23 protein-coding genes are annotated in these 22514 nt (G+C 59.9%); 11 read left to right on the plus strand and 12 right to left on the minus strand.

Annotation, left to right across the window (positions count from 1 at the left end):
- Positions 1-29 precede the first annotated feature (29 nt).
- A complete protein-coding gene (locus ACT3TP_RS05150; protein WP_444619698.1) occupies positions 30-815 on the plus strand; it encodes an IclR family transcriptional regulator domain-containing protein in 786 nt (261 codons plus the stop codon).
- Positions 816-946: 131 nt separating this feature from the next.
- Here ACT3TP_RS05150 and ACT3TP_RS05155 read toward each other — a convergent pair whose 3' ends face one another.
- Positions 947-2008, minus strand: coding sequence for a YeiH family protein (locus ACT3TP_RS05155; protein WP_444619700.1), 1062 nt, complete (start codon positions 2006-2008; stop codon positions 947-949).
- Between the two features lie 71 nt (positions 2009-2079).
- Here ACT3TP_RS05155 and ACT3TP_RS05160 point away from each other — a divergent pair, with 71 nt between their 5' ends.
- Entirely contained in the window at positions 2080-2994 is a 915-nt protein-coding gene (locus ACT3TP_RS05160) for a LysR family transcriptional regulator (RefSeq protein ID WP_444619702.1), read from the plus strand.
- 17 nt (positions 2995-3011) lie between these two features.
- Here ACT3TP_RS05160 and ACT3TP_RS05165 read toward each other — a convergent pair whose 3' ends face one another.
- Together ACT3TP_RS05165 and ACT3TP_RS05170 are read right to left on the minus strand one after the other, a co-directional pair.
- Positions 3012-4259, minus strand: a complete 1248-nt coding sequence (locus ACT3TP_RS05165) for an aminotransferase-like domain-containing protein (protein WP_444619704.1) — start codon at positions 4257-4259, stop codon at positions 3012-3014.
- A gap of 147 nt (positions 4260-4406) precedes the next feature.
- Positions 4407-4808: a helix-turn-helix domain-containing protein gene (locus ACT3TP_RS05170; RefSeq protein ID WP_444619706.1), complete on the minus strand. Its 402-nt coding sequence runs from the start codon at positions 4806-4808 to the stop codon at positions 4407-4409.
- Between the two features lie 380 nt (positions 4809-5188).
- On the opposite strand from ACT3TP_RS05170, the gene ACT3TP_RS05175 reads away from it, so the two are divergent.
- Positions 5189-6364, plus strand: a complete 1176-nt coding sequence (locus tag ACT3TP_RS05175; RefSeq protein ID WP_444619708.1) for an NAD(P)-dependent malic enzyme — start codon at positions 5189-5191, stop codon at positions 6362-6364.
- 527 nt (positions 6365-6891) lie between these two features.
- Here ACT3TP_RS05175 and ACT3TP_RS05180 read toward each other — a convergent pair.
- Positions 6892-7224, minus strand: a complete 333-nt coding sequence (locus tag ACT3TP_RS05180) for a hypothetical protein (RefSeq protein WP_444619710.1) — start codon at positions 7222-7224, stop codon at positions 6892-6894.
- Positions 7225-7506: 282 nt separating this feature from the next.
- Between ACT3TP_RS05180 and ACT3TP_RS05185 the strand changes: the two genes are divergently transcribed.
- Entirely contained in the window at positions 7507-8181 is a 675-nt protein-coding gene (locus tag ACT3TP_RS05185) for a DUF4262 domain-containing protein (RefSeq protein WP_444619767.1), read from the plus strand.
- A 665-nt stretch (positions 8182-8846) separates the two neighbouring features.
- On the opposite strand, the gene ACT3TP_RS05190 is transcribed toward ACT3TP_RS05185, so the two are convergent.
- Positions 8847-9296 carry a hypothetical protein gene (locus ACT3TP_RS05190; RefSeq protein ID WP_444619712.1) on the minus strand — a complete coding sequence of 150 codons (450 nt, stop codon included), beginning with the start codon at positions 9294-9296 and terminating at the stop codon, positions 8847-8849.
- A 182-nt stretch (positions 9297-9478) separates the two neighbouring features.
- On the opposite strand from ACT3TP_RS05190, the gene ACT3TP_RS05195 reads away from it, so the two are divergent.
- Positions 9479-10324 (plus strand): HpcH/HpaI aldolase/citrate lyase family protein, encoded by an 846-nt coding sequence (locus tag ACT3TP_RS05195; protein WP_105552849.1) that lies wholly within the window; start codon positions 9479-9481, stop codon positions 10322-10324.
- Positions 10325-10433: 109 nt separating this feature from the next.
- On the opposite strand, the gene ald is transcribed toward ACT3TP_RS05195, so the two are convergent.
- From ald to ACT3TP_RS05210, 3 genes are all read right to left on the minus strand, one after another.
- Positions 10434-11561, minus strand: coding sequence for an alanine dehydrogenase (gene ald / locus ACT3TP_RS05200; protein ID WP_105650265.1), 1128 nt, complete (start codon positions 11559-11561; stop codon positions 10434-10436).
- Positions 11562-12088: 527 nt separating this feature from the next.
- The gene (locus ACT3TP_RS05205) at positions 12089-13603 is read right to left on the minus strand and encodes an alanine/glycine:cation symporter family protein (protein ID WP_105552851.1); all 1515 of its coding nucleotides are present in this window, start codon (positions 13601-13603) and stop codon (positions 12089-12091) included.
- Positions 13604-13784: 181 nt separating this feature from the next.
- Positions 13785-14636, minus strand: coding sequence for a fumarylacetoacetate hydrolase family protein (locus ACT3TP_RS05210; protein ID WP_444619715.1), 852 nt, complete (start codon positions 14634-14636; stop codon positions 13785-13787).
- Positions 14637-14852: 216 nt separating this feature from the next.
- Between ACT3TP_RS05210 and ACT3TP_RS05215 the strand changes: the two genes are divergently transcribed.
- Genes ACT3TP_RS05215 through ACT3TP_RS05230 form a run of 4 tightly spaced genes read left to right on the plus strand, consistent with a single transcriptional unit; the run spans position 14853 to position 18445 of the window.
- On the plus strand, positions 14853-15494 hold the full coding sequence (locus ACT3TP_RS05215; protein WP_444619717.1) for an ABC transporter permease: 642 nt from the start codon (positions 14853-14855) through the stop codon (positions 15492-15494).
- Positions 15495-15543: 49 nt separating this feature from the next.
- Entirely contained in the window at positions 15544-16746 is a 1203-nt protein-coding gene (locus ACT3TP_RS05220) for an ABC transporter ATP-binding protein (RefSeq protein WP_105552854.1), read from the plus strand.
- On the plus strand, positions 16743-17471 hold the full coding sequence (locus ACT3TP_RS05225) for an ABC transporter permease (protein WP_105552855.1): 729 nt from the start codon (positions 16743-16745) through the stop codon (positions 17469-17471). Before ACT3TP_RS05220 ends, ACT3TP_RS05225 begins: the two co-directional genes overlap by 4 nt.
- Positions 17468-18445 (plus strand): glycine betaine ABC transporter substrate-binding protein, encoded by a 978-nt coding sequence (locus tag ACT3TP_RS05230; RefSeq protein ID WP_105650267.1) that lies wholly within the window; start codon positions 17468-17470, stop codon positions 18443-18445. Before ACT3TP_RS05225 ends, ACT3TP_RS05230 begins: the two co-directional genes overlap by 4 nt.
- Before the next feature lie 184 nt (positions 18446-18629).
- Here ACT3TP_RS05230 and ACT3TP_RS05235 read toward each other — a convergent pair whose 3' ends face one another.
- Positions 18630-18788, minus strand: a complete 159-nt coding sequence (locus ACT3TP_RS05235) for a hypothetical protein (RefSeq protein WP_181148386.1) — start codon at positions 18786-18788, stop codon at positions 18630-18632.
- A 225-nt stretch (positions 18789-19013) separates the two neighbouring features.
- On the opposite strand from ACT3TP_RS05235, the gene ACT3TP_RS05240 reads away from it, so the two are divergent.
- Positions 19014-19571, plus strand: coding sequence for a YceI family protein (locus ACT3TP_RS05240; RefSeq protein WP_444619720.1), 558 nt, complete (start codon positions 19014-19016; stop codon positions 19569-19571).
- A 120-nt stretch (positions 19572-19691) separates the two neighbouring features.
- On the opposite strand, the gene ACT3TP_RS05245 is transcribed toward ACT3TP_RS05240, so the two are convergent.
- Both ACT3TP_RS05245 and ACT3TP_RS05250 read right to left on the minus strand, forming a co-directional pair.
- Positions 19692-20099: a DUF4190 domain-containing protein gene (locus ACT3TP_RS05245; RefSeq protein ID WP_105650269.1), complete on the minus strand. Its 408-nt coding sequence runs from the start codon at positions 20097-20099 to the stop codon at positions 19692-19694.
- A 51-nt stretch (positions 20100-20150) separates the two neighbouring features.
- Positions 20151-20495, minus strand: a complete 345-nt coding sequence (locus ACT3TP_RS05250) for a hypothetical protein (protein WP_444619722.1) — start codon at positions 20493-20495, stop codon at positions 20151-20153.
- Positions 20496-20527: 32 nt separating this feature from the next.
- Here ACT3TP_RS05250 and ACT3TP_RS05255 point away from each other — a divergent pair, with 32 nt between their 5' ends.
- Complete coding sequence (locus ACT3TP_RS05255) at positions 20528-21241, plus strand: LysE family translocator (RefSeq protein WP_444619724.1); 714 nt, start codon at positions 20528-20530, stop codon at positions 21239-21241.
- Here ACT3TP_RS05255 and ACT3TP_RS05260 read toward each other — a convergent pair.
- Entirely contained in the window at positions 21238-22401 is a 1164-nt protein-coding gene (locus ACT3TP_RS05260) for an MFS transporter (RefSeq protein ID WP_444619726.1), read from the minus strand. The genes ACT3TP_RS05255 and ACT3TP_RS05260 overlap by 4 nt on opposite strands.
- Between the last annotated feature and the right edge of the window lie 113 nt (positions 22402-22514).

Genomic DNA, 22514 nt, shown 5'->3' on the forward strand with positions numbered 1-22514 from the left:
CATGCGGGCGGCAAGATAACCGAGTGAAAATGGGGACCCCTATCGTGGCGGAGCAGCCTGACTATTACGTTAAGTCAGCGGAGAAGACCTTGGCGGTGCTTCTTGCGTTCAAAGGCGAAAACTCGGCCCTGACGGTCTCCCAGGTGGCAGCGGCTACCGATCAGACGCGTGCCTCTGCCCGCAGGTTCCTGCTCACCCTCGTTGACCTGGGATACCTCGCGGTCGTTGGGAACACCTACCGGCAGACTCCACGCGTGCTGGATGTCGGGGCCTCCTACCTGTCGAGCCTCACCTTGCCGCGGGCCGCGATTTCGCACCTGCAGCGATTGGCTCGCGAGCTGGACGAAACCACCTCCCTGTGCGTCCTCGAAGGCCAGGACATCTTGTACGTGGAACGGGTTTCGGCCCCGCGCCTGCATCAGATGAATGTCTCGATTGGCAACCGGCTCCCGGCCTGGGCCACCTCGATGGGCCGCGTGCTGATCGCGAACCTGACCGCCGGTGAACGCGAAGACTTCCTGCAGGGCATCGAGCTGCGCAGCTACACCGAGCATACGGTGCGCAGCCTGGAGGAGCTGCGCGCGGAACTGGATCGAGTAGCCGAGCAGGGCTGGTCGCTGGTCAACCAGGAGCTGGACGAAGGGCTGCGTGGGCTGGCGGTGCCGGTGCGCCGTGGAAATCAGCTGCTCGGAGCGCTGAACGTGTCGGTGCAGTCGGGCCGTGCCGACGCGGCGAAGATTTCCGAATCCATGCTCCCGGTCTTGTATCGGACGGCGAAGGATATTGCAGGCGACTTCGGCGGCCGGGTGGACTAGCCTCGGCCGGCCAAGATCATCGGCGTCATCCGCCCGCAAGTATGCTGGGCAATGGGCGGACGCTGCGGCGCTGGAAGCCCGATGCGATCTGCTCGGGGGGGGGGGGGGGGGGAGCCGGCCGCGCCGCGGGCCTAGGCGGGCGGGAAGAGCACGGTTCCACCAGCAGCGACGCAGACGATGATCAGCGTGCCGAACAAACCCAGGAGCAAGGCTTGGCCACCGGATTTCACGATGCTGCGGAGGTGCACGCCAAGGCCGAGCGCAAACATCGCGGCCGCGAGCAGCAGCGTCTGGATGCTCTGCGCAATCGAGAGTGTGGAATCTGGGAGCAACCCGGTGGTGCGCAATAGCATGGCGGCGATGAATCCCAGAACGAACAGTGGCACGAGCGGAGGTTTCTTGCCGCTCTCCACCGCGTGCGTGCGGCGCATGTAAATACCGAGCCCGGCGATGATCGGAGCCAGCAGGGCCACGCGTGCGAGCTTTACGGTCACTGCCACCGCCAGGGCCGCGGCGCTCACCGAACCGCCAGCGGCTACAACCTGAGCAACCTCATGGGTTGAAGCGCCGATGAGCATTCCGGTGCTGCGATCGTCCAGGCCCAGCAGGGCTCCGAGCAACGGCATGGCAGGAATCATCAGCGTTCCGAAAAGCACGACCAAGCCAATGGCGGTGGCCACTTGAGCCTGCTTGGCCCGTGTCACGTTTTCGGCCGCCGCAACGGCAGCCGCGCCGCAAATCGAAAATCCGGTGGCGATCAGCAGGCGTTGAGGTAGCTCCATGTCCATCTTCCCGCCAATCCACAACGTCAGTGCAAAGGTGACGGAGACGGAGAGGAAAACTACCAGCAGAACTCCGGGGCCCAGGCCGAGAATCGTCCCGAGCGAGAGCTGCAGACCCAGCAGCACGATGCCCAAACGCAGGAGTTGTTTTGCAGCGATGGCTACGCCCGGATCCAGCACCTGCGGGACCGGTGCGACATTGCGCCACACGGCGCCGAGGATGATCGCCAGCAAGAGCGCGCTGAGCCCGTTGAGGAATTGGCTGGCGAATATGCACAGCAGGCCGGTGGCGAGGCAGGCCGCGAGACCAGGGAGCACCATTCGGAGTTTGCTTGCCGCCGATGACTGCGGGGCGGAGCCTGCGGCATGTTGCTGCTCATTCATCCCTGGGGCCGGACTGTTCTTTGGCATATATTCAACTTCTCACGAGAGCCTTGCGGCCGGTATTCCTTGATTCGCTATCACGGGCATATGATCATGATATGGATCAGCATTCGAATGTCTTGCAGGATATCGCCCAATGGATCCAGATCTCATCGCTGACCTTGCTGGTAGGCATCGCGGATCACGGCAGCCTCAGCGCCGGGGCGCGGGCTACCGGGATTGCGCAGCCTAACGCCACCCGGGCGCTGAAAACCCTCGAGCGCCGCCTGGGCTACCCGCTGGTCATCCGGAAAACCACCGGCTCAACGCTGACAGCCGAGGGCGTGCTCACGGTGCAGTGGGCCCGCGAGGTGCTCATCTCGCTGGAAAACCTGGCTGCCGGCGCCCGCACGCTCGCCACGCCGGGAGAATCCGAGCTCGCATTCGGCGCCAGCATGACCGTGGCCGAATACCTCGCGCCAACGTGGATCGGCACGCTGCACCGGAGGTTTTCAAAGGTCAAACCACGGATGCGGATCATGAACTCGCAAGATGTCATCTCGGCGGTGCAAAACGGAGAAATGAACTTCGGCTTTGTCGAGACACCAGAAGTTCCGCAGTCTCTGCGCAATCACAAGGTATGGAGCGATGAGATGGTGGTGGTCACCGCGCCCTCGCACCCATGGGCCCAACGCACAACGCCGCTCGGTCTCCATGAGCTGCAGAGCACGCCGCTGATCGAACGCGAGGATGGTTCTGGTACGCGGGCGTTTCTGGACTATATCGCCCACGTTGAACGCCCCGAACCGATCGCTGAGTTCAACAGCAACTCAACGATCTGCCAGTGCGTCGCCGCGGGCATGGGGCCGGCGGTACTGAGCCAGCTCGCCGTCGACAGCCAGCTGAGGCTCGGAAAACTGGTGGAGATCCCCTTTGACGGGCCGAGCTTGCTCCGTGAATTTCGTGCGATATGGGTGCGCAGCCACTCGCTGAGCCCCACGGAGCAAGCCTTGCTGGACATCGCCAGCGCCTAGCGCCCCGGCGGATCCAGCTACTTCTGCAGCTTCGAAATCTCGGTTTCCAGCAGCGCCGACAGGCGACGCACGCCCTCGGTGATCGTCTGTTCATCCACCGCACAGAAGGCCAGGCGCAGCTTGTGGTGCGCCGATTCCGAGGAGCTGAACGCTGCCCCGGGAATGAAGATCACGCCAGCCTTGACGCCTTCCTGCAACAGCTCATAGGTATCGATCCCGGCCGGAAGGGTCAGCCAGATGAAGAATCCGCCCTCGGGGTGCGTATGGGTGATCCCTGCCGGAAGATATGTGGCCAGGGCTTCGAGCATTGCATCGCGCCGCGAACGGTAGAGCTCGTTGTAAGTCTGGATTTGCCCGCGCCAGTCATGCTCTTCGAGATAGGCGCTGATGATCATCTGATTGAGGGTTGGCGGGCACAGTGCCACCGCCTCGCCAGCGAGGTAGAAACGGCGGAACAGGTGAGTTGGTACCGCGGCCCAGCCGATGCGCAGCCCGGGGGAGAGGATCTTGGAGAAGGAACCCATATAGATGACGTTCTGCGCATCCAGGCTGCGCAGGGTCGGGGCGGCTTCGCCCTCGTAGCGCAGCATCCCGTAAGGATTGTCTTCAAGGATCAGCACGCCTTCTTCGCGGCAGATGTCCACGATTTCCGGGCGCCGCTCCGCGGCCAGGGTGATGCCAGACGGGTTGTTGAAGTTCGGGATGGTGTAGAGGAATTTGATCTTCTCGCCGGCCGCGCGCAATTCTTGGATCTTTGTCCGTAGCGCGTGCGGAACCAATCCGTTTTCGTCGGTGAGCACCGGGGCTGCCTTCACCTGATAAGCCTCGAAGGTGTTCAGCGCGCCCACGTAGGTAGGGTCTTCGCACAGTACCGTGTCGCCGGGGTTGCAGAAGACCTTGCAGGCCATGTCCTGCGCCGACTGCGAACCGTTGGTGATGACAACGTCTTCTACCGAAACGTTGGTAATTCCCTCGGCTGCCATGACCTCAAGAATCTGCGACCGCAATTCCGGAGTACCCAGTCCCGAGCCGTACTGCAATGCGACATGGCCCTGTTCGGTGATGATCCGCTTGGAGATTTCGCCAATCTTTTCAAGCGGCAGTACCTGGAGATAAGGGTTGCCGCCGGCCAGCGAAACCAGCGAAGGATCCAACGACAGCTCGAAGACGTCGCGAACCGCGGACTGCTTGATCCCCGCAGCTCTCTCGGAGAAAAGCGTTTCGTGCGTCGTGCGCAATGCGTCGACTGACTGGTTCGTTGACATGGTCCTCCTCGACCGGCATCTGCCCATGGATCACGGGAAGAGCAAATTCGCATGCGGTGGCATGCGAGCAAAGTTTTCTATTAGGCTACTTTGGTATTCCAGCAGGAAATTTACCAGATGACAAGAAGCGGCGCCTTATCTTTGGTGCTATTCCTTGTTTTCGGACCCCGCCGCCGGGCGCCGATCCAGCCAGGCTTGAACGTCGCTAGGTCGAATGCGACGGTGCGTTCCGCGATACTCCACCGGAATGATGCCCGAATCGGCCAACTTGCGCAGGTAGGAATTCGAGATTCCCGCCATCTGCGCGGCCTGCGAGGTGTTGAGCAATAGTTCGGTCGTCCCGACGCTGACGGACTCCCCTGCCGCGAATCGATTGAGCACCTCAAGCAACGCGTCATGGGCGTCCTTGGGCAGCTGCAGTGCCGTGCCATTGACGAAGACCGTGGTGTCGCTGGACTCCGCTAGGGCGCGATGCAGCCGCCGCGTAGTTTTCTCATCCAGCGCTTCAAAGGTGCGAACCCGGCCAAGGGCGGAAGTAGGTGATGCCATGTATTCATCTTGCCCGAGGAAGCGGCTAGATGCATAGATTTCTATGAAGGGCCGGGTTGCCGGATCTTCGAGCGATTATTAACCGAATGCGACGAACGGGGGTTGTGCCACGTTCAGCGGTTCCCGTATGGTGGAAAAAGTAGGTCTAAAGAAAGTACTGACCAACCATCTTCCGGCACACCGCGACGGAGCGTTTCGCCTTACCTGGCAACGACGCCGCGGGAATTGTGTATATGGAAGCCTGATGTCCACCTTAAATGCGTTGGTTCGGGTTCCTTTGCGGTCGGATGAATGGTCATGCGCGTTCCTACGCTATGCCACAAGTTTCGTGGGTACTGCGTTTTCGTCATTCAGAACTTTCTTGAAAGTAGAGTATTTCAATGTCTATTGAAGCCAGCAAAGACCTAAAGACCATCACCGACGAAGAGATCTTCAACGCCCATCTTGGTGGCAAGCTCACCGTCCAGTCGAAGATGCCACTGAATTCCAAGCGCGATCTTTCCATTGCCTATACCCCGGGCGTAGCCAAGGTTTCCCACGCGATCGCCGACGACCCAGCCATGCACGCCACCCATACCTGGGCCTCACGCCTGGTCGCCGTCGTTTCGGACGGCACCGCTGTCCTCGGACTCGGCGATATCGGTGCCGCCGCATCGCTTCCGGTGATGGAAGGCAAGAGCGCATTGTTCAAGGAATTCGGCGGCTTGGATTCGATCCCGCTGGTGCTGAACACCACCGACGTAGATGAAATCGTCGAAACCGTGATCCGCCTCCGCCCAAGCTTCGGCGCGGTCAACCTCGAAGACATTTCGGCGCCGCGCTGCTTCGAAATTGAAAAGCGTCTGATCGAAGCCCTGGATTGCCCGGTCATGCACGATGACCAGCACGGCACCGCTGTGGTGGTGCTGGCGGCCCTGATCGGTGCTGCTCGCCAGACCAAGCGAGAAATCAGCTCGCTGAAGGTTGTAGTTTCGGGTGCCGGGTCGGCCGGTGTAGCGGTCACCAACCTGCTGCTGCAGGCAGGCGTTGATGATGTGATCGTGCTCGATTCGCGCGGCACCATCCACCGCGACCGCGATGACCTGAACTCGGTCAAGGCGGAACTGGCGGCACGCACCAACCGTGAAGACGTCATGGGCGGCCTCGCCGAGGCATTGGACGGAGCAGACGTCGTTGTCGGGCTGTCCTCCTCGCAGTTTGATGAGTCAGCGGTGGCCAAGATGAACGAGAACGCGATCATCTTCGCCCTGTCGAACCCCACCCCGGAGATCATGCCGGAGGTTGCCAAGCGCTACGCGGCCGTGGTGGCCACCGGACGCAGCGACTTCCCGAACCAGATCAACAACGTGCTGGCCTTCCCCGGGATCTTCCGTGGTGCCTTGGATTCGGGCGCCAAGAAGATCACCGAGGCGATGAAGGTGGCCGCGGCACACGCGATCGCCGATCTGGTCGGCGAGGACCTCGCCGCGGATTACATCGTTCCTTCGGCGATCGACGACCGTGTGATGCCGGCCGTTGCCGCCGCGGTGGCCGCGGAAGCAAAGAACGCGAAGTAGGCTTATTGCGCAACGCAACGCAGCGCACCTGCTCAGACCGATACGGCGAGAACAGGTGCGCTGCGTCGTTTAAGGCTAGTTATCGCTGGACGGGCGGCGGTGACTCTCGCCAGGGGTAGCGCTTGTGCGTGGACACTTTCTGGCTCACCCATAGTCAGGTTGCTCCATGGGGGAGGAGGCCTTGTTTGAAACGCCGGCTCTGTTCGGATTCGCTGCTGGCACCGTGAAACTGCGTAAATCCGAACCAAGCGGTGACGGGAGGTACGAAAGCCAGCCAGAGGCGGCATGCGGGGAATGCTGCGGGTCAACGCGGTGAGCCAACCGGGCTCGGGAGATGCGCCACCACGAGCATCCGCGCGAGCGCGCCTTCGCGGCACAAGCAGTGTGACGGTTGCTCCAGATTACCCAGTGCACCGCCCCGCCAGCTGAATAGATGAAGTCACTCGGGAATGCCGTGTACGACCGGGAAAACCAGTTCCCACGCACGGAATGCGCGGGAACTGGCAGATCGCAGGAAGATCCGTACGCTAGCTGATCGGGCCGCCGTCCGAGTACATCACCGAATAATGCGAAATATCCTTGCCCGAGGAATGCCAGATGGTCACGCTGGAAACTCCCGGATCATAGTATGTGTATTCGGGTCCATTGCCTTGTTTGGCCGAACCTGCCTTGACGCAGACGGCAGTAATGACCATGCCCTCGGGGGCCATGATGGTTGCCGTTCCGCCGCCGGAACCGTCGATATGCCCGGTGTCCCAGCTTGGGCATACCGCGCCAGCAGGCGGGGCCGCGCTGGCCGGTGCGACAGCACCTAGTGCGGAAAGTGCGGCCACTGCGGCCACTGCGAGTAATCGCTTCATTGTTCACTCCTGAATCGGTAGCGAGTAGGTGGCCGCGAACCGAAGGCCCGTGGCTTCTGCGCGCCGGTTGGTGAAGTTCGGGGCGCCGTCCTTGAAGCGTGGCGCAGGAATTCCCCACGCGTTTCCCAACTACCACCCAGCACGTGACAGGCGAGCAATGACACAAGGCGCCCGCGAATACGCAATGAATTGTTAGAACCTAAGCTAGGCGGAAAAATACTCGCTTGGCGCGCATGCGGGACACTTGATTTCCTGCTTTTCTCGGATAGGTACTACTTGATCATGCTGCTATTCGAGGTGCGCTGGCTGCCCGGCACGGATGCAGGCCAACGAGAGGTCGGCCAGCGGTCGATCGAAAGTTGTCCAGAGATGCTGCCGGAGTTATCCACAAATTTCGAGTTGCTTGTCGCCAAGCTCAGCGGCGGGTCAACACTTGGAATGTCAATAGGACGAAGCCCAAGGAGACCAGCCATGTGCTTGCAATGTGATGGATTTTCAAACGAAGAAGTCGAACTGCAGATCACAAACACGATTCGCATGTACGGCAACGCGGTGCAATTCATCGAAAACCCCGACCCGACCAAGACCTTCGGCTACACCGTCGGACTGACCGCACACGGGCACCCGGAATTCCTGGTGCGAGGCCTGGATATGGTGACAACCTGCGAGCTGCTGAATCCATTGGCCCAGCGGGTCATTACAACCGGTGAAATCTTCGGGCACCAGCATACTGCGCACTACCTCGGGCAGCAGCTGCTCTATTTCATGCGCCTCCCTGATGCCGGCGCCCATCTGCTGGAGGCCGTTGTGCGCTACGGTACCGCGATGACGGCATTGGAAATTCACATCATCGATTCCTGGCCGCCACCACCTGAGCTGTTGGCCGAAGCCGCCAGGAGGGATGGCACCGGCTGCGGCTCTGACACGTCTTGGTGGGGCAGACCCTCAGCAAACTAACCGGCCTGGCAACTCTGGATTCGTCGGTGTTCCGGTTCTCATGGACGAGTTTGCCGCGTGCACTGCACGCAATTGAGCAGGCGCATTGAACTACGGATCCTCAAGGGCGAAGGCGACCTGCACGACGAGAAACCGTGGCCGCGTGACCAGAAGGGCAATGAGGTTATCGATCTGCGTGCCCCCGGCCTAGAGGATGAACGCCAAGGTAGAACTGTGCCATGCGGGGCGCACCCGTATTGTCTCGGACCTTGAGTGCGGGGAACTACCGCAACACTTAGACATGTAGCCCGACTTCGCTTGGGCATTCAGTAGCGAAGAGGCGGAACAGTTCCCCCAACGCGTACCAAACATGCGGAGTTGAGAACCGCGAAATCCACCACACCAGCGGCTGATCCTGCAAGGATCAAACGATCCGACAACGGTGGCCTGACGGGGTATGTTCTCTGGGTCCTTATCTTCCGCTGCGGCGACCCCATGCCGCCGATTCCGACGAGGGCGAAGGCCGCAATCTGGACTCCGCGACCAAACCCATGATTCCTTGGGGGAACAAGCCACCATGCCCCGGTTACGGAGGCAGAGCCTGTAACAATCATGACAAGCCCCACAACGAGAAACGTCCATGCAGCGATGTTCTTGGCCGGTGGGAACCAGAATTCGGTTTCACCTTAAGCCTTCGCCGCGCGCAACCTTGGTCCCGCAGTCGGCAAGATGCGGCCTGAAACCGGGGACCACGGCTTTTGCTCTGTCCAACAGAATCCTGTGTATTGTGCGATCGCGGACACATTCGCGATCCTAGCCACCACCGAACTGAACAAGTGGGAACATCTGCTGAAAACCCAACCCATGCTCCGAGCCAATGACCCCGCGGATTCAGAGAATTTCTTGTAGTCCAGCTTTTTCGGCAGCGTCTGATCCAAGGCGCGAATGGCGAAGAACTGCTTGAATCCAAGGATCTTCAAGGCATCATTGACCGAGGGGCCGTCGCACACTGTGCCGCCCGTTCCGCGAATCATCAGCTGTCGAATATCGCGGCTGGAAAAGACTCGTTCGGTATCCTGCAGTTCTTGTAGGTGATGAGTTTCCTCGGCCGAGGCGACACGCAGTGCTCCGTTCATGAGCTGCCCTCGCATGGCAGAAGGGGTGCATTTTGGAGACCGGACAAATCCCGTGCAATTAGCGATCCTTGGTCTGACCACACGTGGTCATGTTTCACTCCAAATTTGGGATGCGGTGCAAGTAGTGCTTGTGGATGAGTGTCGGTGGAAGGCCGGCCAAAAAAGTGAGTAGGCTTGTAATTATGGCTTTCCGAAATCGTCGCGCTGCGGCTCTCCCAGCAAAATTATCCCGTTCGTGGCTTCTGGTCAACGCCGCCAAAGAAGAAGACTTCGGACCCGGCCTAGCTTGTGAAGCGGACTCGGTAATTTTTGATATGGAAGCTGCCGTTCCGGACGACAAAAAGGCCTTCGCCCGTGACAACGTGGTGCGCGCTCTATCCAACGGCATGACCGCTTGGGTGCGCGTTAACGGCACCGACACCGACTTCTGGGCCGATGATCTCGCGGCTCTCGCGGAAACCCCGGGCCTGCGCGGGGTCATGCTGGCCATGACCGAAAAACCAGAGCAGGTCACTTACACCGCGATGCGCTTGCGCGCAGGCACCCCGGTGCTCGCGCTGATCGAAACCGCCGTAGGCATCGAAAACGCCACGAACATTGCCTCGGCTCCGGGCACCTTCCGCCTGGCCTTCGGCGTGAACGACTTCCGCAAGGACACCGGTGTCTCCGATGACCCGTTGGCCCTGGCCTATGCCCGAGGCAAGCTGGTCATGGCTTCCCGCGTGGGTAAGCTGCCAGGCGCTATCGACGGCCCGCCGCCTGCCGGTGCAAGCGCAGCGAAGGTTACCGAAGATACCCTGGTAACCGCATCGATGGGCATGACCGGGAAGCTCTCCCTTTCCCGCGACCACGTCGACGGCATCAACGCCGCACTCGCACCAAGCGAGGACGAACTGTCCTGGGCCATGGAGCTGCTCGAAGCTCACGCGGCCGGTGCCTCTGTCGGCGATGGGTCCTACCTGCCGCGTCTAGCCCGTGCACAGAAGATCGCAGATCTGGCCGACTCCTACGGATTGTGGAACGCCTAGTCCGCAACTGCACTCCATTACCTCTCGTGCGCAATGGAACGGCCGGTAATTTGCATTCACCGGCCGTGCCACGACGAGCGGGCCTAGACACCCCTTCGGTCGCCGCGAATTAGACGAGCGACGCCGCGCCCAGCAGCTCTTCGATGGGCAAGTGGGGCAGGGAAAATTCGTCCGCCACCGATTTGAAGGTCACTTGGCCGTCGTGCACGTTCAGGCCGTTGGCCAGACCGGCGTCTTCGCGCAGCGCCTGCTTCCAGCCCTTGTCCGCGATACGCAGCGCATAGGGCAGGGTGGCGTTGGTCAGTGCCGCGGTGGAAGTCTGCGGGACGGCCCCGGGCATGTTGGCCACGCAGTAGTACACGGCGTCGTGGACCTTGAAGGTCGGTTCGGCGTGCGTGGTCGGGCGCGAACCTTCGAAACAGCCGCCCTGGTCGATTGCGATATCCACGAGCACGGAGCCCGGGCGCATGTGCTCGACCATATCGCGGGTGACCAGCTTGGGCGCAGCCGCGCCCGGGATCAGCACCGAACCGATGACCAGATCGGCGGCGGCCACCTCGGAGGCAATCGACAGTCGCTGCGAGGCCAGGGTCTTGATGCGGCCCATGAAAGCCAGATCGATTTCGCGCAGCCGGGAGAGGTTGATATCGATGATGGTCACGTCGGCCCCCATCCCCATGGCGATGGTGGCCGCATGCGTGCCGGCCACGCCGCCGCCGATCACCACAACCTTGGCCGGGCGCGTACCGGGCACGCCGCCCATCAGCACGCCGGCGCCGCCGTTGGGCTGCTGCAGCTGGACGGCACCAATCTGGGCCGCAAGGCGCCCGGCGACCTCGGACATCGGAGCCAGCAACGGCAAGGTGCGCCCCGACGTGACGGTCTCATAGGCGATGGCGGTGGAACCGGCGGCCAACAGCGCGTCGGTGCACTCTCGCGAGGCGGCCAGATGCAGGTAGGTGAACAGCAGCTGTCCGGAGCGCATGCGATGGTACTCCGCGGCGATCGGCTCCTTGACCTTCAAGATCATCTCCGCCTCGGCCCAGGTGGCATCCGCGTCGGCGGCGATGCGCGCGCCGGCCGCGAGATAGGCCTCGTCGGCATTCCCCGAGCCGACGCCTGCACCGGTTTCGACGATCACATCGTGGCCGCGGGTCACAAACTCGGACACGCCGGCTGGTGTCATGGCGACGCGAAATTCGTTATTCTTGATTTCCTTTGGGACACCAATGATCATGGCAGTCAGTCCTCTCGTGAGACATGTCGGGCAAGGACATCGAATCGATATCGGGACGATGCTCGCCGTAGTAGTTACTCACCAGATTAGAGTTTACAACGGGCTTAGCGGGGCTCTGCCGAATAATCTACGGTTATATCTAGAAAATCTGTTTTATATCGCAGAAGTTTTCCACTGAGTGGGCTGCGTCACCGTCAGATCTACGGGCTCCATAATCTGCGGAAATCGCTCGCCGAATTAGGAGAGCGGCTGTCGAGACTGGCCCGGCGCTGGAGGTTCCCTGAGCTGCCTGTCAGGCAATTTTCGGCTCTGGGTCATCATGTTGTGCGCCGTCGCTGGAGCAAAGTGGCGTCAATCCCTCGGGCATCGGCCTTTTGACGGCTCCGACCCGGAAGACGGCTGCTCCCGCGATGGTGGGACCAGCCAATTGCGTATGCGCTGAGGAGCAAAAAGGACTGCCGCCGTAGCGGCCCAACAGGGCCGATACGGCGGCAGTCCTCGCAATGCGCGGTGCGGTTGCTTAGCGCTTAGCGTCGAGGCTCTGGATCATCCTGAACTTCGTGTGCTCCGCGATGGTGCGAAGAGCCAACCACGTTGCCGGCCTTCCACTCGGCCCAGCCTGGACGGCCGGACATGAAGTCCTCGATCTGGTCCTTGTTGGCTTCCAGCTTCGGGTCATTCTTCAGGTACCAGCGAGTTTCGCGGGCCACCATGCCGGAGAGGATCAGCAAGCCGATGAGGTTTGGCAGGGCCATCAGGCCGTTCATCATGTCCGAGAAATTCCAGACCGGGGTCAGCTCGGTGGTGCAGCCAACGTACACGACCAGCGAGAAAATCACGCGGAATGGCATGACGCCCTTGCGTCCGATGAGACGCTCGATGTTGCGCTCACCGTAGTAGCACCAGCCCAAGATGGTGGAGAAGGCGAACATGACCAGGCCAAGGGTCACGATCCAGTGGCCCCATTCGCCCGGCAGGCCGTTGGTGAATGCCTCGCCGGTCATCAGCGAGGCGGCGATCTGCTCGCCGGTGGCCTCATCGATCAGCTTCCAGGTGCCGGTGGTGATGATGACCAGTCCGGTGCAGGTGACCACGATGATGGTATCGATAAAGGTCTGGGTCATGGAGACCAGGCCCTGTCGAACCGGGTGCGTGGTCTGCGCCGCGGCTGCGGCGATAGCTGCCGAGCCCATGCCGGATTCGTTGGAGAAGATACCGCGAGCCACACCGAACTGGATGGCGATGATGATGGCCGAGCCGACGAATCCGCCGACCGCCGAGGAGCCGGTGAAGGCGTCGGTGAAGATCTGGCCGAAGGCAGCTGGAATGCCGCTGACGTTGGAGATCAAGATGAAGATCGCTGCGGCCACGTAGAACACGATCATTACCGGAACGAATGCCGCGGTGACCCTGCCGATGGACTTGATGCCACCGACCAGAACTGCGATCGACAAGATGGTGAGAACCACGCCGGTGACCCATGGGATCACGTTGAAGGAGTTCTCCAAGTTGGCTGCAATCGAGTTGCCCTGGGTCATGTTGCCGATGCCGAAGCTGGCAAGGGTCGCCGCAATAGCGAAGAACAGCGCCAGGAACTTGCCGAATGGCCCCTTGATGCCGCGCTCAAGGTAGTTCTGCGGACCGCCGGACTTTTCACCAGCCGTGTCGGTGCCGCGGAAACGGACACCCAAGTAGGCTTCGGTGTACTTCGAAGCCATGCCGAGCAGGCCGGTGACCCACATCCAGAACAACGCGCCGGGGCCACCGATGCCGATGGCCGTGGCAACGCCGACGATGTTACCCGTCCCGACGGTGGCCGCCAATGCGGTGGTGAGCGCCTGGAACTGCGAGACGTCGCCATCGGCGCCCGGGTCCTTGCGCTTGAAGATTCCTAGCCTGAGTGCCGGGATGAGTTTGATGAACTGCAATCCGCCGAGGCGGATGGTGAGGTAGAGGCCGGTGCCCAAGAGCAACGGGATGAGGACAAACGGTCCCCAAATGACCGAGGAGATATCTCCGAAGAGTGTTCCCAATGAGTCCATGAGTTCTAGATCCTTCGATGCGAGTGAGAAGCGATGATGACTGTCATCGTAGGTGACATCCTCAGTCATCCTACGTGATGGTGAGAGTCAAGTCACAAACGCTGTTTCGTGTCGCATTCGAGGTTAAAACGTTTCCCCGAGCCGGTGGGTGCGGCTCGGGGAAACTGGAATCCTGAAAGTACTAGGCGGAGGTGAACTTGACCGCCGAGGTGCCGAGCCCCTCGATGCTCGTTTCCAAGATGTCACCGGCCTTGAGCCACGGGCGTCGTCCATGCTCGTCGCGGCGTCCCAAGGCAACGCCCGCTGGGGTGCCGGTGAGGATTAGGTCCCCGGGTTGCAACTCATTGATCACCGACAGGTAGGAGACCAGCTCGGCCGCGGAGAACACCAGATCATCGGTTGAGTCTTCCTGGACTACCGCGCCATTGACCTTCGTGGTGATTTTGGCTCCCGGGGTGAACTCTTCGGAGGTGACCAACCATGGACCCACCGGAGTCGACTTATCCCAGGCCTTGCCCTGAAGCCATTCGGTGGTTCGTCCCTGGAAGCCGCGCATGGAGACATCGTTGGAGACCGCGTAGCCGGCGATATGACTCTCCGCGTCTTCGATCGAGATCCGGCGTCCGGGTCTGCCGATGACGATGGCCAGCTCACCCTCATAGTCCATCCGGTAATCTTCGGCAGGAATTTCGACGGTGTCATTTGCTCCGCAGAGTGTGGAGGCGAACTTCGCGAAGACCGTGGGGAACTCAGGTTCTTCCGCTCCCACCTCGGCGATGTGGTTGCGGTAGTTCAGCCCAATGCAGTACACCTTGGCGGGGGTTGGGATCAGTGCGGCATAGTCTGCCTCGCCTTCGGCGATCGAATCGCCTACCAATGCCCGGGCGACGACTTCTTGCTGCGTTGCATTATCGAGGCGCAAGAATTTTTGAACGTTGGCGAGATTTTCCAGATAGTAAAGACGGCCCTCTTCGATGACGGCCGCTGTCGTCAGGCCCGGTTCGGTGGTCAGCCGCACGGTAGCTAGTTTCATGTTCCTATCTCACTACATCCGCACCGTCTTGGCTAGCCTGCTGAGGGGGCTAAATAGGCCAAAACGACACTCATATTCGGCCAAGTCAAGCAAAGGTTTATCAAAACGATACTAAGGGAGTGGCGCATCGCCACGTAAACTTGGGAGAAAAGCTGAGGCGAGGAACCTCCTCCAAGTCAGTGGTTGAAACGAAACTAAAGTGAAGCGGGTCTTAATGTGGGTGACTTTTTCGGCGAGCGATATCGCCAAATTCTATTCGCCTCTTGGCAGCATTTGTGGTTGGTAGCCCAGTGCCTAGTCCTGGCGACGATCATTGCCGTGCTGATCGCCGTATTGGTGTATCGCAGTAAATCTTTATCCGGAGTGGCCAACGGAATCAGCGCCATCGGGCTAACCATCCCATCTTTCGCACTGATCGGTCTGCTGATTGTGCCTTTCGGCTTCGGCGTCTTGCCGGCGGTGATCGTGGTGACATTCTTTGCCGACCTTCCGATCCTGCGCAATGCCATTGTGGGGCTGAACAACATCGAACCCACCGTCGTCGAATCGGCGAAGGGCATCGGGATGAGCCGCATGAAAACGCTGATCTCCGTTGAACTGCCTATGGCCTGGCCGGTGATCCTCACCGGGGTTCGCATCTCGGCGCAGATGGTGATGGGCGTGGCGGCAGTGGTGTCCTACGCGCTGGGCCCAGGACTCGGCGGCTACATCTTCTCCGGCCTTTCCCGTCTAGGTGGCGCAAACTCCCTTGAATCCGTCATCACCGGCGTGGTCGGGGTCGTCATTCTGGCGCTCATTCTTGATTTGATCTTGCTCGGCATTGGCCGACTGACTACCCCGCGAGGTATCCGTGTCTGAAAATAAAGTCGAAACCAGTAACGAAAATAGCGTCACCGGGGCATCGATCATGCTTCAGGAGGTCACCAAGACCTACCCGGGCCAGAAGAAATCTGCGGTCGGTGGGCTCACCCTTGAGATCCCCGCCGGTTCGATCGTGATGTTTGTCGGCCCTTCGGGCTGCGGCAAAACTACCACGCTGAAAATGATCAACCGGTTGATCGAACCGACCTCCGGCGAGATCGTGATCAACGGCGAAGACGTCACCGACATGGATGGCGACGAGCTGCGTCGCCGCATCGGGTATGTCATTCAGGCCGGAGGGCTGTTTCCGCATATGACCGTGGCGACAAATATCGCGATGGTGCCGAAGATGCTTGGCTGGTCCAAGGAGAAGATTGCCGCGCGCGTCGACGAGCTGCTGGAGTTGGTCTCACTGGACCCGGAGCTGTACCGCAACCGCTTCCCGAAGGAGCTCTCCGGGGGCCAGCAGCAACGCGTGGGCGTGGCCCGTGCACTGGCAGCAGACCCTCCGGTATTGCTGATGGACGAGCCCTTCGGTGCGGTCGACCCGATTACCCGTCAGCGTCTGCAAGATGAGCTGCTCAACATTCAGTCGGAAGTCCAGAAGACCATCGTTTGCGTGACCCACGACTTCGACGAAGCCGTGAAGCTGGGGGACTGGATCGCGATCTTCAATGAAGGCGCACAGCTGGAACAGTACGATTCCCCCGAGCGCATCCTGGCCAACCCCGCCAGCGAATTCGTGGAGAACTTCATTGGATCCGGTGCCGGCTTGAAGCAGTTGACGCTGACCCGCGTGCACGAGGTGGAACTGTCCGAAGCCATCACCACCACCGCCGGGAAGAACGCTTCCGAGGTGCTTTCGCAGCTGCAAGGCGCCGGACGGAAATATGCGGTGGTCCTGGATTCGCGCGGCCGCCCGTTGCGTCGGCTCACCCGGCGCCAACTCTCCCGTGCGGAGATTATCGATGGCACCTATGATCCGGATTTGCCGGTTGTCGGCGAGCAGGCGACCTTGAACGATGCGCTGGACACCATGCTGGTGGCAAGCACCGAATCTGCGTTGGTGACCGGGCGTCGCGATGTGCTTCGGGGCATCATCACGGTGCAGACGGTGATGGAAGCGATCTCTGCGAGCAACGCCAACCTGGACGATGACCACGATGCACCGGTAGGCCTGAACTCCGGCGCCATCAATGTGGCAGACATCCAGACGGACCGCGGTCAAACCGGCGGTGAATCTTCATGAATGCCGAAAAACGAGGGCTGATCTACCAGCTCCTTGGCATCGCCGCGGCCTTCGGCATCCTGGTGATCTGGTTGGTCACCGCGAACCTCACGGAAACCGAACGGCAGACGCTGGATCCGGCAACCATTTGGGGCTATACGCTGGATCACCTGAAAATCACGGTGATCTCAGCGGTGATCGTGCTGATCATTGCGATTCCGCTGGGCATCATCTTGACCCGTCCAGCGTTTCGCAAGGCGGCGCCCGGGGTGCGCGCCGTCGCGAACTTCGGCCAGGCGGCCCCGGCCATCGGCGTGGTCGTGCTGCTGGCCTTCTGGCTTGGATTCGGACCGAATACGGCCATCGTGTCCTTGGTGATCTATGCGATCCTCCCGGTCCTTTCAAATACCATTGTGGGCTTGCAACAGGTCGATGAACGGCTGGTGGAAGCCGGGCGCGGCATTGGCATGAGCCAGATGGCGGTCTTGTTCAAGGTCGAGCTTCCACTCGCGGTCCCGGTGATGCTCTCCGGCATCCGCACCGCCTTGGTGCTGCTGGTAGGAACCGCCACCTTGGCCACCTTCATTAACGGTGGCGGATTAGGAATTCTGATTACCACCGGGGTGAACCTGAATCTGAATGTGGTGCTGATTGCAGGTTCGCTGCTCGTGGCCTTGCTGGCATTGACCATCGACTGGCTTGGACGAGTCGTGGAACAGGTCGCCCGGCCGAAAGGACTCTCATGAATCGGAAATTGAAACTTGGAGCCCTATCCTTCGCGGCCCTTTTAGGCCTGACAGGCTGCGGGCTGAGCCCCTCCACCGGCACGGTGCCCGATGCCAGCCCGGGAATCATTGAAGAAATTCCAGATCTGGCCGATGACGCCAAGGTCACCGTCACCTCGAAGGCATTCACCGAGCAATTGATCTTGGGAAAAATCTCGGTGATTGCCTTGGATGTTGCCGGTTATGACGTCACGGATCTGACAAATGTGCCCGGATCCCAACCGGCACGCGAGCTGTTGCTCTCCGGGGACGCCAGCGCCTTGTGGGAATACACGGGTACCGCATGGCTGACCTATCTGGGCTATGAAGAACCGGTAGCCGGTGCCGAAGAGCAGTGGGAAGCGGTGCGCGAGGAAGATGTGGCCAACGGCATCGTCTGGGGAGAACCGGCGCCGCTGAACAACACCTACGCCATGGCCATGAACCGGAAAGTTGCTGATCGCTTGGGCATCACCAAGCTTTCGGAAATGTCCAAACTTGATTCGGAAGAGCTGACCTTCTGTGTCGACCCGGAGTTCAACTCGCGCCGTGATGGGTTGACCCCGATGCTCGAGCACTACGGGATCGACCGCGGCAGCCAAGTCAAGGAAGAGAACATCGGTTTGTACGACGTGGGCGCCATCTACCAGGCAACCGCCGAGGGCGCTTGCAACTTCGGTGAGGTGTTCACAACTGACGGTCGCATCAGGGCGCTGGATCTTACGGTGCTGGAAGACGACAAGCAGTACTTCCCGAGCTATAACGCGGCCCCAGCGTTCAACGCCGAATTCTTGCACGAAAATCCCGGGGTCAAAGACGTGATGGCGCAGATTGCGCCAATGTTGACCGATGAGGTGCTGCTGGAACTGAACTACCAGGTGGATGTTGAGGGGCGCGAGCCCGCCGATGTCGCCTATGAATGGATGCTGAACGAAGGTCTTATTAGCGCACCTTAGTGAAGCAACCGACGTGATGGCCGTTCCAAGGATAGGTTCCTTGGAACGGCCATTTGCGGTTAATGACCCAGGCAAAACTTGCGCAGTGTTCACCCGCAGTTGGTTCGCCCGGTGGCCTTGCGCCGAGATACTGGATTAGTTAGCGTCCGGGGGCGCAAGATAGTTGTGTCGGTCCGGATGGTTTCTAGGAACCGTCGCGGGTACCGAACTTGCCGTCGACTTCGTCGGCAGACTTGGTGGCTTCGGCGGTAGTGGGGGACTCTTCCTGCCAGATCTCTTCCAGATCCGCGGCTAGTTCGGCTTCCTGCGCTTTTTTATTAGGTGCGTTCGGATCACTGGTCATGCGCCCAGTCTAGCCAGAATTACTGGGATCGGAGAGGGCTGAGTAGAAAAATTTTTGGAAATTAAATTACTAGTCAGAGCTGAAATGGCCCACCTGCTTTGAAATCGAGGAAAAGTTTATTGCGCGACATGGTTGACGCTTCAACTTAAATAGTGCAATACTGGTACCAGCAAAACAAATTGAAACGTCAACTACAGTGTTGGCGATGACGACAAGGAACTGAAAATGACTGTATCTGCAACTTCACCACTGACCGTCGGCGCCTGGACCCTGGACGCTTCGCACTCGGAAATCGGATTCTCGGTTCGCCACGCAGGTGTTTCCAAAGTCCGCGGCAGCTTCCAGGATTTCGAGGCAACCTTGAACGTTGGCCAGAGCCTGGAAGAGTCCTCGATCGAAGCTACCGTTCAGATCGCTTCGGTCAACACCAAGGATGCAAACCGTGACGGCCACCTGACCAGCGCCGACTTCTTCAATGCCGAGGAATTCCCGGTTATGACCTTCAAGTCCACCGGCACCAAGGGCGACGCTGAGGACTTCGTTCTCGTTGGCGACCTGACCATCCGCGGCGTCACCAAGCAGGTTGAGTTCGCAGCTGAGCTCGGCGGCCAGGTGGTAGACGCCTTCGGCGCAACCCGTGCAGGCTTCTTCGCCGCCACCACCATCTCCCGCAAGGAATTCGGCATTACCTGGAACGCGGCTCTCGAAGCAGGCGGCGTTCTGGTCAGCGACAAGGTCAAGATCGAAATCGACGCTTCTTTCGTCCTGCCAACCGCAGAGTAAGCTCCCGAAGCCATCTATGGGGGATGGCGAAGGGCCGATACAGGCAGAGACCTGGCGATGCGCGAAAGCGCATCGCCAGGTCTCTGTCGTTAAACGTGCTAGGCGGACGGCACGCAGAGATTACGAGAATTCGGAGTACATGGCATCGGTTCCGGCAAAGGTGACCGCCATGACGATCATCAAAATTATGTAGAGCAACCCGATAATTCCGAATATGGTCCCGATCCAGCCAGTCACCTTGCCGACCGTGGCATCGGTGTTGAATTCCCGTTCGGCCCTTTTGGCCTTCGAAATGGCGATTGGCCCCAAGATGATGCCTACGACGAATAGCGAAATGATGCCCAAGATCATCGATGTCTGCGCCAACTGGGAACCTTGGGCATGCTGCTGCGGATAAGCGTATCCGGGGTAGCCCGGTGCTGCACCAAATTGCTGGTTCTGGCCAGGGGTCTGGTACGGGTACTGCGGCTGCTGGCCGGGATTTCCTGAGGTGTAGGGATTATTCGGTTCGTTGTTCGGGGTGCTCATGAGGGGTCCTTATTTATTTGAGAGAAAATGATTATCGTGTTTCTGCAGTCTTCACTGCTCTGGCATGCCTGAGCCGTAAATCGAGAACGGAAGTATGAAGAGGGCCAGGACGAAGTATCCTACGACCGCTAGCAGCTGCAGCGCTCCCAGGATCAAGCCGATCATCCCGGTGACTTTACCGCCGGTAGCTTGAACGCCGTAGGCACGTTCGGCTTCGTTTCCTTTGATGATGGCGATCGGACCGAGGATCACGCCCACGACAAAAAGCGAGAGAATCCCGAGAATCATTGAAGTTTGCGACAAGGCAACGCCAGGATGCGGCGGCGGGTAGTGTCCGTTGAACTGGGTAGCAGGATCTTGGTAACTGGGCTGCGGCCCATACTGCGGCTGTGACATTTTGCCTCTGCCTCCTATGTAGTGCACTTCTAATGCTAAGCCCGCGTCATGCATTAACACACTCTGGTGGCGAATTTCTATACTTAGAGATCATGACTTGGGCTTCGTTCTTGGCATACCTCGGCGTATGCGTAATGGTCACTCTCTCACCAGGGCCAGATACCTTCTTGGTCCTTCGCTTTTCGCTGGTACGCCAGCTCCACGGTGTCGTCGCGGCTCTCGGCATGGTGACAGCCATTTTCGCCTGGGCCACGCTGGCTGGTGCGGGTGCCGCATCGTTGATGCAGCGCTACCCCGTCATCGAATCGATCATTGCAATGCTTGGCGGTCTGTACCTGATGTACTTGGGGCTATCCGGGTTCCTGAAATCTCGCGCAGTCGCCAAAGCCGATAGCGCCATTGCGCGCACCGAAACGCGAGCCGGCGCTCGGATGCGGGGTCAAGCCTTGCGCCGATCTTTTGTTGCTGGTGTGCTTTCGGCAGCGCTGAATCCGAAATTAGGATTGTTGTTTCTGGCGATGATGCCAAGCTTTATCCCCAAGGAATCGAGTACCCTGCTGTGGGGAATGGGCTTGGGTGCAATCTTTGCGGCGGTTGGATTTCTATATCTATTGATATTGAGCGCAGTGGCGTCCAAGGCCATGCAGTGGTTCAAGAAGCCAGAGATCACTCTTCGCTTGGAATGGACGGCCTGTGCAGCGCTTTTCCTTATGGGCATTGGAGTGCTGCTGAGCGCTTTCCTTTAGTCGAGCTGCCTTGCTAGCCAGCGGGCATGCAGCCAGGTCGCTGCGACAACCAAGAAGATACTGAGCCAAAAGCCGATACCGAATATGCGCGAAAAGTTTCCCTGCTCAGCAAGGTCAGCCGTGAGGTAGGTAGCCGCCGAGGCCCCGAAAAACAGCGAGAACACAAACAGCGAAACAGTTGTGGCCCGCGCTTGCGGTGCTACTTCGGTGGCCCAGCCTTGCATGGACGAATGCATGACCGCGTTGGCTACCCCGAGCAGGAACGCGGTACAGGTGAAAGCCGCAGGCGACGGAGCAAAAGCCGAAGGCGCAAAGCTCGCCCAAAGGACTACGCCACCGATGCCGATGAGCCACGTACGGGAAAACCGCGACACGAGCAAGCGCATGAGCCGCGCACCGAAAATCACTCCACCCGCGAATCCGCAACCAAGCAGGCCCGAGATCCAAATGCCGACGCCAGCATCTTGCAAGGCGGGAACTACATAGGCAAGCATCCCCATCAACAGCCCACCTTCGAGGAATACCGCCGCGTACAGGAGCAAATTCTCTGCGCCGAAGGCCGCCTTGAAGTTCCGAGCCGTGGCTTCCCGAAGCGGTTCGGCCACCCGGCGTAGGGTTGCCAGCGCCGCTATCGCGCCTAGGGCCGGAAGAAGAAACACCAGGCGCCAATCCACGAACGTGGCAAGGGCCCCAGCCACAAGCGTGGCCAAGGTAGTTCCCAACGAAGAATAAATTTGCAGATCTGACAGACCACGGGCCTTAGCCAAGCCAACTCGAGTATCACCGAGCAGGGTCAGCAGGGTCGGATACAGCGCACCAAACATGAAACCCGTAAATGACCGGGCGATCAATAGGGAGAGGAACCCAGTGAATGCGCTGCTCGCAATCGCGCCAAGCACCACTCCGAACAGCGCGCACCGCAATACAGTGAGCCGCCCAAACCTATCGCTGGCCATTCCCCATAGCGGTTGCCCCAAGGCGTAAAGCAATGAATACCCCGCCACGAGTTCGACGGCTTGAGACAGCGTAAGCGCAGTCGCCAGCGATAGCGCCAGAAACATTGGCGGGGTGGCATAACGATCGAAAAATGACAGGAATCCAACGAAACGCAGGGCAGAGTCGGGCAACTGCTTGGCTGCTGCGGCCGGTGGTTTGCTCAAAGTTATTTCCTATCTTCAGCCCGATTTCTATAACTACCCTATGTAACCAGAGGTGCGCCGTGCTCCTCGCCGGTATGACCTAGTGCGGCCGGACGGCAAAGCGAAGCCAGGAA

This window comes from Glutamicibacter sp. AOP38-B1-38 (genome assembly GCF_052377485.1).
Lineage (GTDB): Bacteria > Actinomycetota > Actinomycetes > Actinomycetales > Micrococcaceae > Glutamicibacter.

Excerpts from the sequence above, each read along its gene's own strand:
- ACT3TP_RS05150 (WP_444619698.1), top strand. The coding sequence starts at position 30 with ATGGGGACCCCTATCGTGGCGGAGCAGCCTGACTATTACGTTAAGTCA.
- ACT3TP_RS05155 (WP_444619700.1), bottom strand. The coding sequence starts at position 2,008 with ATGCCAAAGAACAGTCCGGCCCCAGGGATGAATGAGCAGCAACATGCC.
- ACT3TP_RS05160 (WP_444619702.1), top strand. The coding sequence starts at position 2,080 with ATGGATCAGCATTCGAATGTCTTGCAGGATATCGCCCAATGGATCCAG.
- ACT3TP_RS05165 (WP_444619704.1), bottom strand. The coding sequence starts at position 4,259 with ATGTCAACGAACCAGTCAGTCGACGCATTGCGCACGACGCACGAAACG.
- ACT3TP_RS05170 (WP_444619706.1), bottom strand. The coding sequence starts at position 4,808 with ATGGCATCACCTACTTCCGCCCTTGGCCGGGTTCGCACCTTTGAAGCG.
- ACT3TP_RS05175 (WP_444619708.1), top strand. The coding sequence starts at position 5,189 with ATGTCTATTGAAGCCAGCAAAGACCTAAAGACCATCACCGACGAAGAG.
- ACT3TP_RS05180 (WP_444619710.1), bottom strand. The coding sequence starts at position 7,224 with ATGAAGCGATTACTCGCAGTGGCCGCAGTGGCCGCACTTTCCGCACTA.
- ACT3TP_RS05185 (WP_444619767.1), top strand. The coding sequence starts at position 7,507 with ATGCTGCTATTCGAGGTGCGCTGGCTGCCCGGCACGGATGCAGGCCAA.
- ACT3TP_RS05190 (WP_444619712.1), bottom strand. The coding sequence starts at position 9,296 with ATGAACGGAGCACTGCGTGTCGCCTCGGCCGAGGAAACTCATCACCTA.
- ACT3TP_RS05195 (WP_105552849.1), top strand. The coding sequence starts at position 9,479 with ATGGCTTTCCGAAATCGTCGCGCTGCGGCTCTCCCAGCAAAATTATCC.
- ald (WP_105650265.1), bottom strand. The coding sequence starts at position 11,561 with ATGATCATTGGTGTCCCAAAGGAAATCAAGAATAACGAATTTCGCGTC.
- ACT3TP_RS05205 (WP_105552851.1), bottom strand. The coding sequence starts at position 13,603 with ATGGACTCATTGGGAACACTCTTCGGAGATATCTCCTCGGTCATTTGG.
- ACT3TP_RS05210 (WP_444619715.1), bottom strand. The coding sequence starts at position 14,636 with ATGAAACTAGCTACCGTGCGGCTGACCACCGAACCGGGCCTGACGACA.
- ACT3TP_RS05220 (WP_105552854.1), top strand. The coding sequence starts at position 15,544 with ATGCTTCAGGAGGTCACCAAGACCTACCCGGGCCAGAAGAAATCTGCG.
- ACT3TP_RS05225 (WP_105552855.1), top strand. The coding sequence starts at position 16,743 with ATGAATGCCGAAAAACGAGGGCTGATCTACCAGCTCCTTGGCATCGCC.
- ACT3TP_RS05230 (WP_105650267.1), top strand. The coding sequence starts at position 17,468 with ATGAATCGGAAATTGAAACTTGGAGCCCTATCCTTCGCGGCCCTTTTA.
- ACT3TP_RS05235 (WP_181148386.1), bottom strand. The coding sequence starts at position 18,788 with ATGACCAGTGATCCGAACGCACCTAATAAAAAAGCGCAGGAAGCCGAA.
- ACT3TP_RS05240 (WP_444619720.1), top strand. The coding sequence starts at position 19,014 with ATGACTGTATCTGCAACTTCACCACTGACCGTCGGCGCCTGGACCCTG.
- ACT3TP_RS05245 (WP_105650269.1), bottom strand. The coding sequence starts at position 20,099 with ATGAGCACCCCGAACAACGAACCGAATAATCCCTACACCTCAGGAAAT.
- ACT3TP_RS05250 (WP_444619722.1), bottom strand. The coding sequence starts at position 20,495 with ATGTCACAGCCGCAGTATGGGCCGCAGCCCAGTTACCAAGATCCTGCT.
- ACT3TP_RS05255 (WP_444619724.1), top strand. The coding sequence starts at position 20,528 with ATGCTAAGCCCGCGTCATGCATTAACACACTCTGGTGGCGAATTTCTA.